This window comes from Streptomyces sp. NPDC094448 (assembly GCF_044763775.1).
GTDB lineage: Bacteria > Actinomycetota > Actinomycetes > Streptomycetales > Streptomycetaceae > Streptomyces.
The window spans coordinates 195,046-210,004 of record NZ_JBIWGU010000010.1 but is presented as its reverse complement, the minus strand read 5'-3'; the positions used below and the strand labels follow the sequence as shown (position 1 = coordinate 210,004).

Below are 14,959 nucleotides of genomic sequence, written 5' to 3'. Positions count from 1 at the left end.
TGCATGCCCCCCGAAGTCGCGACCGCAACGCGACCGGCCGCGAGAGGACGTCCGGCGCCGCACGCGGAGGGTGCGGCGCCGGACGGTGCGGAGCTGCGGTCAGACGTTCACGCCGAAGTCCTGGGCGATCCCGCGCAGACCGGAGGCGTACCCCTGGCCGATGGCACGGAACTTCCACTCGGCGCCGTGGCGGTACAGCTCGCCGAAGACCATGGCGGTCTCCGTCGAGGCGTCCTCGGTGAGGTCGTAACGCGCCAGCTCGTTGTTGTCGGCCTGGTTGACGACGCGGATGAACGCGTTGCGGACCTGGCCGAAGGACTGCTGGCGGCTCTCGGCGTCGTAGATCGACACCGGGAAGACGATCTTGTCGACATCGGCGGGTACGCCCGCGAGGTTGACCTTGATCTGCTCGTCGTCGCCCTCGCCCTCGCCGGTGAGGTTGTCACCGGTGTGTTCGACGGAACCGTCGGGGCTCTTGAGATTGTTGAAGAAGACGAAGTTCCCGTCGCCGGCGACCTTGCCCTCGGCATTGGTCAGCAGGGCGCTGGCGTCCAGGTCGAAGTCCGCGCCGGTGGTGGTACGGATGTCCCAGCCGAGACCGACCGTCACAGCGGTCAGTCCGGGCGCGGCCTTGGTCAGCGAGACGTTGCCGCCCTTGCTGAGGCTGACTCCCACGAGTCCCTCCATAAGTGATCAGGGGCAGCGCCCCCGTAGTGCGTCGCGTGTCGGATCAACAAGGGGATCCTAATGACCGGTTCCCCCGCGAAACAGGTTCCGGGACGGTCGGCCGTCCGATCCGTCCCGGTTGTTACATCAGGTTTTGCCCGTTCGTCACAGTGCCTCAAGGGCCTTGATGTAGTCGTTCAGGTCCCGGGCGTCCGGCAGGGCGTTCTCCACGCTCCAGCGGACGGTGCCCTCCTTGTCGATGACGAAGGTGCCGCGGACCGCACAGCCCTTCTCCTCGTCGAAGACGCCGTAGGCGCGGGACACATCGCCGTGCGGCCAGAAGTCGGAGAGCAGCGGGTATTCGAGGCCCTCCTGCTCGGCGAAGACCCGCAGGGTGTGGATGGAGTCGTTGGAGACGGCGAGGAGCTGGGTGGTGTCGTTGACGAACCGGGGCAGCTCGTCGCGGAGCGCGCACAGCTCGCCGGTGCAGACGCCGGTGAAGGCGAACGGGTAGAAGAGGAGGACCACGTTCTTCTCACCGCGGTAGTCGGCGAGCCGCACCGTACGGCCGTGGTTGTCCTTGAGGGTGAATTCGGGGGCCTGGGTGCCGACCTCGATGGCCATGACGCGTGGGTTCCTTCCGCCGCTGCCGTTCGGATACGGCCCGGGGCGCCGCTCCCGGTGTCCGGGACGGCCCTGGGCGGGCCCGTACCCGGCACGGCGGCCGGGGCGGGGCCGACTCCAGCCTAGGGCGTGTCCGCGGAGCGGTATCGGGCCGGGGTGGCGGGCCCGGCTCCCCCGGGCCCGGCGGCTCCCCCGCCCCCCTGTGGCTCCCGGCCCCCACGGCTCCCCGGGACCTCGTGGCTCCCCCGGACCGCTCGGGCGCGGCGGGGGTACCCCAGGGCCCCGGAATGCGGCGGACCCCCTCGGGCAAGGCCCGAGGGGGTCCGGTACGCCGTCCGGGGCGCACGGCCGCCCGGCTGGGCGGTCGTGCGGGACACGGGCGGCGGCGAGCGGTGCGGCGCAGACGCCGCGCCGGTCAGCGCTTGGGGGCGATCAGCTTGGTGCCGACCCAGTCCTTGGCGACGCTGATGCTCTTGGTCTGCGACAGTCCGGCCGTCTGAGCGGCGTCGTTGATGTCGCTGGGCTCCACATAGCCGTCCCGCCCCGTCTTCGGGGTGAGCAGCCAGATCAGCCCGCCCTCGTCGAGCAGGCCGATGGAGTCCACCAGGACGTCCGTCAGATCGGCGTCTTCGTCCCTGAACCAGAGGACGACGACGTCTGCGACATCGTCGTAATCCTCGTCCACCAGCTCCTGGCCGATGACGGACTCGATGCCTTCACGGAGATCCTGGTCGGCGTCGTCGTCGAAGCCGATCTCCTGGACCACCTGTCCGGGCTCGAACCCCAGCCTCGCTGCCGGGTTGGTCCGCTCCTCCGCGTGGTCCGCGGTCGCGCTCACGGCTTGCCTCCTGATCATGTTCGGTAGATGCTGCTGCCGCGCGCACGCGGCGTTGGCCGTAGTCCACACGGGCGGGACGGATCGCGCAAGTACCCGGCCGTGCAGACCGCCGAAACGGTGACGTTTGCGCCCGTCTCGACGCAACTCCCGACACGTGCGACGGGCCGCCACGACGCGTTCCGGAGCATTCGGCCGCCTTTGCAGCATACGTCGCATTCCCTCCCGGCTCCCGACGGCCCTCTGCCCCAGCCACCCGAACGGCGTGCGCCGGGAGCCGCGGGCCCCCCGGCGCACGCCGGAATACCCGGATTACCCGTAATAAACAGCATCCCGGCACCCGGATCCGGCCCCCTTGGTTACCTTTCGGTAGAGATGACGTTTCCCGCGCCGAGGTACACGATGGGAGGCGGTGTCGTGTGCCCGGCGCGGCCGGTTACGGCCCGTGACCGTCCCGGCCGGCTCCCGCGGTACGGACGGCACCGCCAGTACGCCCGGATTCTCCGGGACCCCCCGGGGTCCGGGATCCCCGCGGGGCCCGGACCGTCGACCCTCCGAGAGCGAAGGAACAGCGTGGCTTCCGGATCAGATCGCAATCCGATCATCATTGGCGGCCTTCCCAGCCAGGTCCCGGACTTCGATCCGGAGGAGACGAAGGAGTGGCTGGACTCACTGGACGCGGCCGTCGACGAACGGGGCCGGGAACGGGCCCGCTATCTGATGCTGCGGCTCATCGAGCGGGCCCGTGAGCGCCGGGTGGCCGTCCCGGAGATGCGGAGCACCGACTACGTCAACACCATCGCCACCAAGGACGAACCGTTCTTCCCCGGCAACGAGGAGATCGAGCGGAAGGTCCTCAACGCGACGCGCTGGAACGCCGCGGTGATGGTCTCCCGGGCCCAGCGCCCGGGAATCGGCGTCGGGGGGCACATCGCCACGTTCGCCTCCTCCGCCTCCCTCTACGACGTGGGCTTCAACCACTTCTTCCGGGGCAAGGACGCGGGCGACGGCGGGGACCAGATCTTCTTCCAGGGGCACGCTTCGCCGGGCATCTACGCGCGGGCGTTCCTGCTGGACCGGCTCTCCGAGACCCAGCTCGACGCCTTCCGGCAGGAGAAGTCGAAGGCGCCGAACGGGCTGTCCAGCTATCCGCACCCGCGGCTGATGCCGGACTTCTGGGAGTTCCCGACGGTGTCGATGGGCCTCGGTCCGATCAGCGCGATCTACCAGGCGCGGATGAACCGCTATCTGCACGCCCGGGGCATCGCGGACACCTCCCGCTCCCGGGTCTGGGCCTTCCTCGGGGACGGCGAGATGGACGAGCCCGAGTCGCTCGGCCAGCTCTCCATCGCGGCCCGCGAGGGCCTGGACAACCTCACCTTCGTGGTGAACTGCAACCTCCAGCGGCTGGACGGCCCGGTGCGGGGCAACGGCAAGATCATCCAGGAGCTGGAATCGCAGTTCCGGGGCGCCGGCTGGAACGTGATCAAACTGATCTGGGACCGCTCCTGGGATCCGCTGCTGGCACAGGACCGGGACGGTCTGCTGGTCAACAAGTTGAACACCACGCCGGACGGACAGTTCCAGACGTACGCGACGGAGACCGGCGCGTATATCCGGGACCACTTCTTCGGCGGTGACCAGCGGCTGCGCGCGATGGTCGCGAACATGTCCGACGAGCAGATCCTGCATCTGGGGCGAGGCGGTCACGACCACCGCAAGGTGTACGCGGCGTTCAAGGCGGCCGAGGAGCACCGCGGGCAGCCGACGGTGGTGCTGGCGCAGACGGTGAAGGGCTGGACGCTGGGCCCCAACTTCGAGGGGCGCAACGCCACCCACCAGATGAAGAAGCTGACCGTCGACGATCTCAAGCGGTTCCGGGACCGGCTGCACATCCCGATCCCGGACGCGCGGCTGGAGGACGGGCTGCCGCCGTACTACCACCCGGGGCGGGAGTCCGAGGAAATCCAGTACATGCACGACCGCCGCCGCTCGCTGGACGGCTACGTACCGAGCCGGGTGGTGCGGTCGAAGCCGCTGGCGCTGCCGGGCGCGCAGACGTACGCCGGGGTGAAGAAGGGGTCGGGGCAGCAGTCCATCGCGACCACAATGGCGTTCGTACGGCTGCTGAAGGACCTGATGCGGGACAAGGAGATCGGCCGCCGTTTCGTGCTGATCGCGCCGGACGAGTACCGCACCTTCGGTATGGACTCCTTCTTCCCCAGCGCCAAGATCTACAACCCGCTGGGGCAGCAGTACGAGTCCGTGGACCGGGAACTGCTGCTGGCGTACAAGGAGTCGCCGACCGGGCAGATGCTGCACGACGGCATCTCGGAGGCGGGCTGTACGGCGTCGCTGATCGCGGCCGGTTCGTCGTACGCGACCCATGGCGAGCCGCTGATCCCGGTCTATGTCTTCTACTCCATGTTCGGATTCCAGCGCACCGGTGATCAGTTCTGGCAGATGGCCGATCAGCTGGCACGCGGTTTCGTGCTGGGTGCGACCGCCGGACGTACGACTCTGACCGGCGAGGGCCTCCAGCACGCGGACGGCCACTCCCAGTTGCTGGCCTCCACCAACCCGGGCTGTGTCGCGTACGACCCCGCCTTCGGCTTCGAGATCGCCCATATCGTCGAGGACGGGCTGCGCCGGATGTACGGCGCGGACGCGGAGCATCCGCACGGCGAGGACGTCTTCTACTACCTGACCGTCTACAACGAGCCCATCCGGCATCCGGCGGAGCCCGCCGATGTGGATGTGGAGGGCATCGTCAAGGGCATCCACCGCTACCGGGCGGGCGACGCGGGCCGGATCCCGGCGCAGATCCTGGCGTCGGGAGTGGCCGTCCCGTGGGCGGTCGAGGCGCAGCGGATGCTCGCGGAGGACTGGGACGTACGGGCCGACGTCTGGTCCGCGACCTCGTGGAACGAGCTGCGGCGCGAGGCCGTCGCGGTCGAGGAGCACAATCTGCTCCACCCGGAGGAGGAGCAGCGCGTCCCGTATGTCACGCGCAAACTGAGCACCGCCGAAGGTCCGTTCGTGGCCGTTTCCGACTGGATGCGCTCGGTTCCGGATCAGATCTCACGGTGGATCCCCGGTGCGTACACCTCACTGGGTGCGGACGGCTTCGGATTCGCCGACACCCGGGGCGCGGCCCGCCGGTGGTTCCACATCGACGCGCCGTCGATCGTGCTGGCGATCCTCACCGAGCTGTCGCGGGCGGGTCTGGTGGACCGCTCGGTGCTGAAGCAGGCCGTGGACCGCTATCAGCTGCTGGACGTGGCGGCCGCGGATCCGGGTCCGGCGGGCGGCGACGCGTAACGCCTCCCGCTGCGGGCAACCGCCGGTGCCGGCTGTGGTGCTGCTCCCCGCAGGCGCGGGGAGCAGCACGGCCCCGGCGGCGACGGAGCGGCTGCCGTCAGCGTTCCCAGATCCGGAACGCCCTGATCAGATACGGCGAGCGGGGTGCCCAGACCCCGCTGCCGGGGTAGGTGTCGAAGGCGCCGTGCTCGGCGCACTCGCCGGACTGGTAGGTGGTCACCGGGCGGCCCGTGCGATTGGCGAGGGCGGCGGCCGTGGCGCCGGGCGGCAGGGCCGTACAGGAGTCCACGTCGGTCCCGGCCAGCTCGTGGACCCGGCGGGGGCCCCGGAAGTCCTCGTCGGCCCAGAGGCAGAGCGCCCCGGGCGGGCAGGCCGGGAGGAGGGCCGGGGCCGCCGCCGCACCGGCGGGCAGGGGCGCGAGCCCGAGGGCGAGCGCCAGGGCCAGCGCCGGAGGAAGGCTGCCCAGGAGGGTCTTCGTCCGCATTCCCGCACCCTGGCCCCGCGGCGTACCGGGGAGGAAGGACCGGACGGCGACCTCACCCGAACGGGCGAAAGAGGCGGGCGGGCGAGCGCGGCCGGGTGCGCGACGGCCCGGCGGCCCGCCCGTACAGGAACTCGTACCGGACTCGTACAGGCGTCGTCGTACGGGGGCGTACGAGGTCGTACGGAGGGCGCCTTGCACGGTGCCGGGCCGCCGGGCCGCCGGGCCGCCGGGCCGGAACTGAACCGGACCGGACCGGACCGGACCGGGATACGGCAGGGCCCCACCGGAACCGCGCGGGTTCCGGTGGGGCCTTGAGGTTTCCCTGGGCGGGGCCTGCGCGCCGGGACGGGCCCGTGCGCAGGTTCGCCGTACGGCTCAGATGTGGCCCACGCCCGCGCCCGCCTCGGCATTGGCACCGCGCTTGGTCAGCAGGGCGACGAAGACCGCGACCACGGACACCCCGGCGGCGACCAGGCACGCCAGGCCCATACCGGAGATGAAGGTCTCATGGGCGACGTCCGCGATCTTGGCGGCGAGCTCCGGCGGAGTGCCCGGGGCCACCGGCGGCACACCGACCTGGACCGCCTCGGCGGCCTTGTCCAGATCGTGCCCGGCCAGCGGCGGGAGCTGTGCGTCGGCCCAGTTGCCCGGCAGGTCACTGCCGACCTTGGAGGCCATCACGGCGCCCAGGACGGCGGTGCCGAGCGCGCCGCCGATCTGCATCGCGGCCTGCTGGAGACCGCCCGCGACACCGGACAGCTCCATCGGCGCGTTGCCGACGATGACCTCGGTGGCACCCACCATGACCGGCGCGAGGCCGAGGCCCAGCAGGGCGAACCAGACGGACATCAGCCCGCTGCCGGTGTCCTTGTCCAGGGTCGACATGCCGAACATCGCGACCGCGGTCAGCACCATGCCGCCGGCCAGCGGGATACGGGGGCCGGTCTTGGTGATCACCGCGCCCGCCAGCGGGGAGCCGACGATCATCATTCCGGTGAGCGGCAGGAGGTGGAGACCGGCGTCGACCGGGCTGAGTCCGTGCACGTTCTGGAGGTAGAAGGTGACGAAGAACAGTCCGCCCATGAAGGCGATGGCCATCAGCACCATCAGGACCACACCGGCGGACAGCGGCACCGAGCGGAACAGCTTCATCGGGATCAGGGGCTCGGCGACCCGGTTCTCCCACCAGGCGAAGACCGCGAAGAGCACGAAGGACCCGACGATAAAGCCCCAGGTCTTGGCACCGCCCCAGCCCCAGCCTGCCTCCGGGGCCTTGATCAGCGCCCAGACCAGGCAGAACATCGCGGTCGACAGCAGGGCGATACCGGGGATGTCGAAGGAGCGCGAGGCGTTCTCCGCGCGGTGGTCCTTGAGGATCACCAGACCGAGGGCCAGGGCGACGATCCCGACCGGGACGTTGATGAAGAAGACGGACTGCCAGCTCACGTTCTCCACGAGCAGACCGCCGACGATCGGGCCGCCGGCGGTGGAGGCGCCGATGACCATGCCCCAGATGCCGATGGCCATGTTCAGCTTCTCGGCGGGGAAGGTGGCGCGCAGCAGTCCGAGCGCGGCCGGCATCAGCAGCGCACCGAACAGGCCCTGGAGGACCCGGAACACGATCAGCATCGCGATGGAGTCCGAGAAGCCGATCGCGGCGGAGGCAGCGGCGAAGCCGACGACACCGACGAGGAAGGTCTGGCGGTGGCCGAAGCGGTCACCGAGCTTGCCGGCCGTGATCAGGGCCACGGCGAGGGCCAGGAAGTAGCCGTTGGTGATCCACTGGACGTCGGCGAAGGTGGCGTCCAGATCGTCGGCTATCGCGGGGTTGGCGATGGCGACGATGGTGCCGTCCAGGGCGACCATCATCACACCGATCGCCACGGCGAAGAGCGTCAGCCAGGGGTGGCCGCGCAACCCGCCTGCCGGGTCCGGAAGGTCGTTCTCGGGATCCTTCGGCGCCTTGTGGATGGTGGTCTGACTCGTCATTCCGCCAGACTAGTGACAGCCTCTGACAATTCATAATTGATTCTTTTATTCGGAGGCTGTCACTTCGGTCACAGGTACGCTGACCCCGTCCGCGGCACCGGGAAACCGGACGGAGACGGGGTTGGAAGCCCGGGGCCGGCCGTGCCTCCGGGGCGGTGCGGACGGTACGGGGCGGGCAGAGCGCGGGGACCACGGGGTTCCCTCGGTCCGGCCCCGGCGGGCGCAGGCCCAGGGCCCATCCGATCGTCGGGCCCCGAGGACGATCGACGACCAATGAATGAGGGCATGAAGTGACGGTCGGGCCGGCGGGCGCCGGCGGGCTGCGCGAACGGAAGAAGCAGCGGACCCGGGACACCCTGGTACGCGCGGCGCTGGAGCTGTTCACCACGCAGGGTTTCGAGGAGACGACGGTCGACGAGATCGCCGACGCGGCGGACGTCTCCCAGCGCACCTTCTTCCGCTACTACGCGAGCAAGCTGGAGGTCGCCTTCGCCGTACAGGAGATCGTCGAGGACCACTTCCTCGCATCGCTGCGGAGCCGTCCACCGGAGGAGGACCCGTTCGAGGCGATGCGGAACGCGGCCCTCTCCGCCTGGGACACGGTGGAGGAGGTGATCGCGGAGATCGTGCCGGTCGAACTCCATCTGCGGACCTATCTGATCATCGAGTCCACGCCCGCACTGCTGGCCGTCCACATCCGCCGGTCGCTGGCGACGGAGGAGACCCTCAGCCGGATCCTCGGCGAGCGCGAGGGCCTCGACGTCGACACGGACCCGCGGCCGCGGCTCGCGGTGGCGGCGATGAGCGGTGCGATGCGGGTGGCGGGCCGGCTCTGGGGCGAGGGGTCGGACCACAGTGTTCAGGCGATCCGCGAGCTGATCGCGCACTATATGGACCATCTGACACCGACGCTCGTCGGACCGTGGCGGAGCTGACGTGGCAGGGGCGGGCGTCGGCCACACCGAGCATTTCCGGCCATAACCGGAAGCGAGGGTTTCCGGCGGTTGCCCCGGACCGGACGAGGTCGGGGGCATCCGCCGTCCCGGCACCCACCGGCCCACCGCCATGACATTTTCGGTGAAGTAGCGGCCTGACGCGCGTAGAACATCGGAGAGACCGCTCCCTCCCGAAGGGGCGACGCGAGCGCCCCCGACCCCTACGATGAGGCGTATGGGTGATGTACTGGCCGGAATTCAAGCCACATGGGAGTTCACGTCCGACTCCGTGCACATCCGCTTTGAACGGGGACACCGCACGCCGAGGCTGCTCTCGGCGCTCCGCGAACGCCGCATCCCCCACGAGGCGTTGGCGTCGGTGGCGCTCTCCCCGGGCAAGCGGGGGACCATCGTCCTGCACGCCAGACCCCGGCCCGGCGCGGATCCGCTGATGGCCGCGGCGGCGGGCCAGCTGAAGGAGGAGTGCGATCCCTACCGGCTGGTGCTGCCCGCCGACCGGGAGGACGCCGCCGTGTACTACCGAGACGCGCTCCGCGCCGCCCTGCCCGCGGACGCCGCCCGGCCCGCCGCGCGGTACGTGGTGGCCGCGCCCGGCTCGCCCATCGCCTTCAAGGCGCACGACGGCCGGGCCTCCTTCGACGGCCGGTACGTGGACTTCCGCTGGTCGCGCACCGGCGCCTCGTCCGCCAAGTGGAAGGCCGGCGACCAGAGTTTCGCCGTGGGCGAGCTGAGCGGGGTCGAGTGGCGGACACCCGAGAGCCTCGACGGCTATCTGCGGCTGCTGCGCCGGATCCCGGATCCTTCGCCGCCCGCCGGGGCTGCGAAGGATCCGGCGGCGGTGGTCTTCGGGGTACGCAGCGGCTCGGTGCACGAATCGCTGCCGTTCGCCGCGGCGGTACTGGAGTCGGTCCAGCGCTCCGGACCGGCACCGGCGCTCGCGCTGAGCACGGCCCGCCGGGACCCGGCGGATATCGCCGAGCGGATCCGGCACCTCGGGGAGCTGCGGGACGCGGGCCTGGTCACGGACGAGGAGTTCACCTCGAAGAAGACGGAGCTGCTGGCGGAGCTGTGAGCGGTCCGAGGCGGCCGGGGCCGGAGGGGGCCCGCCCCGGGGCCGGACCGGGGCAGGCCGGGCGGCGGACCGGGGCAAGCCGGGCGGCGGGCCGGGGCAGGCCGGGCGGCGGGCCGGGGTAGTACCCGGGTATGACCCCGTACGGACCCCGGGGTATGACGCCGCTGCTCACAGCGCTGCATAGCCTGGCAGGGTGACTCCCTCCTCCCACCAGAGCCCGTTGTGGCCGACCGCCCGCGCGCAGGCACGGCTCGTCCTCAGGGCCCTGCGGACACCGTCCCATCCGGCCACCCCGCTGCTCGGCGATTCCCCCCGGGGTTGGCTGCGCTATCTGCCGTACCTCGTGGTCACCGCCGCGGTCGCCGCGCTGCTGCCGGTCACCGTGAACGTGCTGACCACGGCCTACGGGCTCAAGGCCGATGCGGCCTGGCCGCTGGCCGTCGCCCAGACGGCACCGCTGCTGATGGCGCCGACCCGGCCGTTGCAGGCCTGGTGGCTGGTCTTCACCGCCGACGTGATCGGGGCGGCGTCCCTGATCGGAGCGGACATCGCAGGCAGCCCGTGGCCCTGGCCCCCGCCGGTGGTCATCGGCTATCTGATCCTGATGGCCTTCCTCGGCCTGCGGGAGTCCCGCCCGGCCCTGATCGGGGTCTGGCTGACGACCGGAATCGCCGGATTCGCCTTCGAGCTGCTGCGCTCGGAGCTCAGCGACGGCGTCTGGGTGCTGCTGTTCGTCCTCACCGGAGTGGTGCTCGTGGCCACCGGCGCACTGCGCGAACGCGGCGACGCCCAGCGGAAACTGGCCGCGCAGGAAAGCATCAGCGAGGCCGAGCGGGCCCGGCGCACCCTGCTGGAGGAGCGGACCCGGATCGCCCGGGAGCTGCACGACGTGGTCGCCCACCATATGTCCGTGATCACCGTGCAGGCCGACTCCGCGCCGTACCGGATCCCGGGGCTGCCGGAGCAGGCGCGCGAGGAGTTCGGGACGATCGCGGCGAGCGCCCGGGAGTCCCTGACGGAGATGCGGCGGCTGCTGTCGGTGCTGCGCAGCGCGGACACCGGGGGCGAGCTGGCGCCGCAGCCGGGGATCACCCGGGTACAGCAGCTGGTGGAGGCGACGGTACGGGCGGGGGTGCCCGCGGAGCTGTCGCTGAGCGTCGACCCGGCGCAGGTGCCGCAGGCGGTGGATCTGTCGGCGTACCGGATCGTGCAGGAGGCGCTGGCGAACGTGGTGCGGCACGCGCCGGGTGCGGTGACCCGGGTGTCGGTGGTGTCGGACGGCACGGATCTGACGGTCGTGGTCGTCAACGGGTCCGCCGAATCCCGGGCGGAGCCGCTGGAGCAAGCAGGTACGGGCCATGGGCTGGTCGGCATGCGGGAGCGCGTACGGTTGACGGGCGGCACGCTGGACACCGGTCCGCTGCCGGACGGTGGCTTCCGGGTGGCCGCGCGTCTGCCGCTGACCGCGCCCGGGACGGCGGAGGAGACCGCGTGACCATCCGGGTGATCATCGTCGACGACCAGGCCATGGTGCGGGCGGGTTTCGCGGCACTGCTGTCCGCACAGGCCGATATCGACGTCGTCGGGGAGGCCCCGGACGGCCGGGCGGGGGTGGACGTCGCCCGCTCCGTCCACCCCGATGTGGTCCTCATGGACGTCCGGATGCCGGAGATGGACGGTCTGGCGGCGGCCCGGGCGATTCTCGACCCGCCGGTGGGCGGGATGCATGTGCCGAAGGTGCTGATGCTGACCACCTTCGACGTGGACGACTATGTGTACGAGGCGCTGCGCGCCGGGGCGTCGGGCTTCCTCCTCAAAGACGCGCCCCCGGCGGACCTGATCTCCGCGGTCCGGGTGGTCGCGGCGGGCGAGGCGCTGCTGGCGCCGTCGGTGACCCGCCGGCTGATCGCCGACTTCGCGGCCCGGCGGCCCGCGCCCCGCCGGGACCCCTCACTCAGGCTGAAGGCGCTGACGCCGCGCGAGACGGAGGTACTGGAGCTGATCGCGCGGGGACTGTCCAACCAGGAGATCGCAAGCCGGCTCGTCGTCGCCGAACAGACGGTGAAGACCCATATCGGCCGGGTCCTGGCCAAACTGGACCTGCGCGACCGCGCCCAGGCGGTGATCTTCGCCTACGAGTCGGGGCTGGTCCGCCCCGGCGGCGTTTAGACGCCGCGTTCTCCCCCGGGGCCAAGTCCCGGGGGCGCCGGGCCGGGCGGCGGTGCGCCGGGCCCCGCAGTCGCCGTGCCCCGCAGTCGCCGGGCCCTGTTCCCGGGCCCGGAGAGCGCCCGGCCGGGCGGGAGGCGCCCTCCGGTCACGGGCCACGGGGGGTGATCGCGCAGTTCCCCGCGCCCCCTATGCCTCCGGCATGGTGGGACCCCCGCCTACGCCTTCGACACGGTGAAACCGCCACCTACGCCTTCGACATGGTGGAACGCCCGCCTACGCCTTCGACATGGTGGAACCTCCGCCTACGCCTTCGGCGTCGTGGAACACCCGGCCACGCCTTCGGCGTGGTGAGGCCCCAGCGCCCCCGAGAGCCGCCGGCCGAACCGGAATCCGACCTGCCGCAGCCGACGGGTCGACCCACCCCTACCCCGGTACGACAGTGCGGTTGGCTCTCCGGTGGGACGTGCCGGCCGGTGCCGTCTTCCTACCTTCCTCCCCGGTCGGACCCGCACCGGCGGGCCGCTGAGGGAGGGGAGACGGCGATGCGCCGGTCCGGAAGGCTCAGGAGGAGGCTGCTCGCCGTCGTGCTCGCCGCGGTCTCGGTCGCGGGGACGGCGGGATGGGTATCGGGGAACGCCCAGCAGCCGGTGGTCGGGCCGCCGCCCGGCACCGCCGCGTGGAACGCCGACCGGGCACTGGGCCGGGCGCTGCCCGATCCGGCGAGCGCCGAACCCCGGGAGATCGCCGCCTTCTTCGAGGGGCTCGGGCCGCAGGCGCGGCAGGGGCTGGTGGAGCGGCATCCTCTCGTCGTCGGCAATCTCGACGGCGCTCCGGTGGAGACCCGGTACGCGGCCAACGCCCGGGCCGTGCGCGGCACGGTGTACGAGCGGCTGGCCCGGGACGGGCGGCGGATCCTCGCCTTCGACCCGCGCGGACGCGGACAGGTCGCCGAGGTGTACGGGGACCTGGGGCGGGCCCGGCACATCGCCGTGATCGTGCCGGGGTCGGACATCGACGCGGGCAACTTCGACCGGGCGGGCCGGGGACATCGCGGCCCCTCGGGCATGGCGGCGGCGCTGCACGGGGCCGCGGGCGGCACCACGGCCGTGATCGTCTGGACCGGCTACACCACCCCCGTCGGCGTCGGAGCCGACGCGGCCACCGGCCGGCTCGCCGAGGCCGGAGCCCCGCGGCTGGCCCGCTTCACCCGGGGACTGACCGCGGCCGGCGCCGCCCGGCCCAGCCTGTTCTGCCACAGCTACGGCTCCGTGGTCTGCGGTCTGGCCGCCGACCGGGCCGACGCCTCCGACCTGGTCGCCTTCGGCTCCCCCGGTATGCGCGCGGACTCCGTACGAGAGCTGCGGACCAGCGCCCGGGTATGGGCCGCCAAGGACCCCGACGACTGGATCTCCCGGGTGCCCAACGTCCGCCTCTTCGGGCTCGGCCACGGCGAGGACCCCACCTCGGCCGCCTTCGGTGCCCGCCGGGTGCCGGTCGAGGACGCCCGCGGCCACGACGGCTACTTCGCTCCCGGTACCGATTCCCTCCGCGCCTTCGCCGCCATCGCCCGGGGAGAGGCCCGATGACCGGCGCCGGCGGTGCCGCCCGTACGGCCCCGGAGCGGACGAGCCGGTTCGCCTCGTTCGCCGAGCGCGTCGACCGCCGTACCCCGGCCGGCCGGGACCGGGCGGTGGACGGACTGCGCGCCCTGGCGCTGCTCGCCGTACCGCTCGGCCACTGGCTGCTCGGCGGTCTCGAACTCGGCGACGACGGCGCGCTGCGCAACGCCAGCCCGCTCTCCGCGTTCGGCTTCTTCGCGCCGGTGAGCTGGGTGCTCCAGCTGCTGGGCATCTTCTTCCTGGTCGGCGGCTACGCCTCTGTACGCTCCTACCACCGCCGTACCGGCACCACCACCGCCTGGCTGCGGGGACGGGTGGCCCGGCTGGGGCGGCCGGTCCTCGGTGTCGCCGCCGTCTGGGCCGTGCTGATCCCCGCCCTGTCCCTGCTCGGTGTCCCCGGGACGACGCTGCGCACCGGATCGACCCTGGTGGTCCAGCCCCTGTGGTTCGTCGGCGTCTACACCGTGGTGACCGCCCTGACCCCGTACTGCGTCCGGGCCTCCCGGGCCCTGGGCTGCTGGGCCGCCGCCCCGCTGCTGCTGTCCGTCGCGGCGGTGGATCTGCTGCGGTACGGGCCCTGGGCGGACGGCGTGCCGTCGTGGCTCGGGCTGCTCACGATCCTGCCGGGCTGGCTGTTCGGCTATCAGCTCGGGGTGAGCTGGGGCGAGGGGCGGATCGACCGGGCCCGGGCCCGGGTGCTGCTGTTCGGCGGCGCCGCGCTCTTCGCCGTACTGCTGCTGTTCTTCGGCTATCCGGCGTCGATGGTCGGTGTTCCGGGCGAGGCCAGGACCAATTCGCATCCGCCGTCGCTGCTGGTGCTCGCGCTGGCCGCGGCCCAGAGCGGGGCGGCGATCCTGCTGCGGGAGCGGATCGGGCGGTGGCTGGCCCGGCCGGGGCTCTGGGCTCCGGTCGTGGTGGTCAACCTGTCGGCGATGACGATCCTGTGCTGGCACCAGACGGCGATGCTGGCGGCCGCGGTGCCGGGCTCGTACGCCGGTGAGCTGGCCGGTCTGACCACCGCGCCCGACACCATCGGCTGGGTTCCGGCCCGGATCGCCTGGCTGCCGCTGTTCGCCGTGCTGCTGGTGCTCATCGGACGGTACGCGCGGGTCTTCGAGGCGCCGTGGCGCACCGGCACCCGGGCCGCGGCCGCGCTCCGGGCCCTGGCCGGGCTGCTGGCGGCGGGATTCGCGGTCTTCGCGCTGGGGCCGGGATAGGCCGGAG

General features: G+C 72.0%; 12 protein-coding genes. 7 read left to right on the top strand and 5 right to left on the bottom strand.

The genetic code is table 11. The features are described from left to right. Positions 1-99: 99 nt before the first annotated feature. From ACIQ9E_RS21050 to ACIQ9E_RS21040, 3 genes are all read right to left on the bottom strand, one after another. Positions 100-675 (bottom strand): TerD family protein, encoded by a 576-nt coding sequence (locus tag ACIQ9E_RS21050; protein WP_403709147.1) that lies wholly within the window; start codon positions 673-675, stop codon positions 100-102. 156 nt (positions 676-831) lie between these two features. Beyond that, positions 832-1,290, bottom strand: a complete 459-nt coding sequence (locus tag ACIQ9E_RS21045) for a peroxiredoxin (RefSeq protein WP_403709145.1) — start codon at positions 1,288-1,290, stop codon at positions 832-834. Positions 1,291-1,705: 415 nt separating this feature from the next. Further along, entirely contained in the window at positions 1,706-2,128 is a 423-nt protein-coding gene (locus tag ACIQ9E_RS21040; RefSeq protein WP_006349481.1) for a DUF3052 domain-containing protein, read from the bottom strand. Positions 2,129-2,698: 570 nt separating this feature from the next. On the opposite strand from ACIQ9E_RS21040, the gene aceE reads away from it, so the two are divergent. Next, complete coding sequence (gene aceE / locus ACIQ9E_RS21035) at positions 2,699-5,446, top strand: pyruvate dehydrogenase (acetyl-transferring), homodimeric type (protein WP_403709143.1); 2,748 nt, start codon at positions 2,699-2,701, stop codon at positions 5,444-5,446. 97 nt (positions 5,447-5,543) lie between these two features. On the opposite strand, the gene ACIQ9E_RS21030 is transcribed toward aceE, so the two are convergent. After that, positions 5,544-5,930: a peptidase inhibitor family I36 protein gene (locus tag ACIQ9E_RS21030; RefSeq protein WP_403709141.1), complete on the bottom strand. Its 387-nt coding sequence runs from the start codon at positions 5,928-5,930 to the stop codon at positions 5,544-5,546. Positions 5,931-6,305: 375 nt separating this feature from the next. After that, complete coding sequence (locus tag ACIQ9E_RS21025) at positions 6,306-7,919, bottom strand: MFS transporter (RefSeq protein WP_403709139.1); 1,614 nt, start codon at positions 7,917-7,919, stop codon at positions 6,306-6,308. Between the two features lie 290 nt (positions 7,920-8,209). Here ACIQ9E_RS21025 and ACIQ9E_RS21020 point away from each other — a divergent pair, with 290 nt between their 5' ends. The 6 genes from ACIQ9E_RS21020 (at position 8,210) to ACIQ9E_RS20995 (ending at position 14,952) form a co-directional block, all read left to right on the top strand. Beyond that, positions 8,210-8,854, top strand: a complete 645-nt coding sequence (locus ACIQ9E_RS21020; RefSeq protein WP_403709137.1) for a TetR family transcriptional regulator — start codon at positions 8,210-8,212, stop codon at positions 8,852-8,854. A 235-nt stretch (positions 8,855-9,089) separates the two neighbouring features. Continuing rightward, positions 9,090-9,947, top strand: a complete 858-nt coding sequence (locus ACIQ9E_RS21015; protein WP_403709135.1) for a DUF4429 domain-containing protein — start codon at positions 9,090-9,092, stop codon at positions 9,945-9,947. 193 nt (positions 9,948-10,140) lie between these two features. Further along, the gene (locus ACIQ9E_RS21010; protein ID WP_403709133.1) at positions 10,141-11,442 is read left to right on the top strand and encodes a sensor histidine kinase; all 1,302 of its coding nucleotides are present in this window, start codon (positions 10,141-10,143) and stop codon (positions 11,440-11,442) included. Further along, positions 11,439-12,116 (top strand): response regulator, encoded by a 678-nt coding sequence (locus ACIQ9E_RS21005; protein WP_403709131.1) that lies wholly within the window; start codon positions 11,439-11,441, stop codon positions 12,114-12,116. Before ACIQ9E_RS21010 ends, ACIQ9E_RS21005 begins: the two co-directional genes overlap by 4 nt. 542 nt (positions 12,117-12,658) lie before the next feature. After that, positions 12,659-13,702, top strand: a complete 1,044-nt coding sequence (locus tag ACIQ9E_RS21000; protein WP_403709129.1) for an alpha/beta hydrolase — start codon at positions 12,659-12,661, stop codon at positions 13,700-13,702. Next, entirely contained in the window at positions 13,699-14,952 is a 1,254-nt protein-coding gene (locus tag ACIQ9E_RS20995) for an acyltransferase (RefSeq protein ID WP_403709127.1), read from the top strand. The genes ACIQ9E_RS21000 and ACIQ9E_RS20995 overlap by 4 nt, the downstream gene beginning before the upstream one ends. The last annotated feature ends 7 nt before the right edge of the window (positions 14,953-14,959 follow it).

Bases quoted from the DNA above. Each gene is read 5' to 3' on its own strand.
- ACIQ9E_RS21045 (WP_403709145.1), bottom strand. From the start codon at position 1,290: ATGGCCATCGAGGTCGGCACCCAGGCCCCCGAATTCACCCTCAAGGAC.
- ACIQ9E_RS21000 (WP_403709129.1), top strand. From the start codon at position 12,659: ATGCGCCGGTCCGGAAGGCTCAGGAGGAGGCTGCTCGCCGTCGTGCTC.
- ACIQ9E_RS21025 (WP_403709139.1), bottom strand. From the start codon at position 7,919: ATGACGAGTCAGACCACCATCCACAAGGCGCCGAAGGATCCCGAGAAC.
- ACIQ9E_RS20995 (WP_403709127.1), top strand. From the start codon at position 13,699: ATGACCGGCGCCGGCGGTGCCGCCCGTACGGCCCCGGAGCGGACGAGC.
- ACIQ9E_RS21030 (WP_403709141.1), bottom strand. From the start codon at position 5,930: ATGCGGACGAAGACCCTCCTGGGCAGCCTTCCTCCGGCGCTGGCCCTG.
- ACIQ9E_RS21015 (WP_403709135.1), top strand. From the start codon at position 9,090: ATGGGTGATGTACTGGCCGGAATTCAAGCCACATGGGAGTTCACGTCC.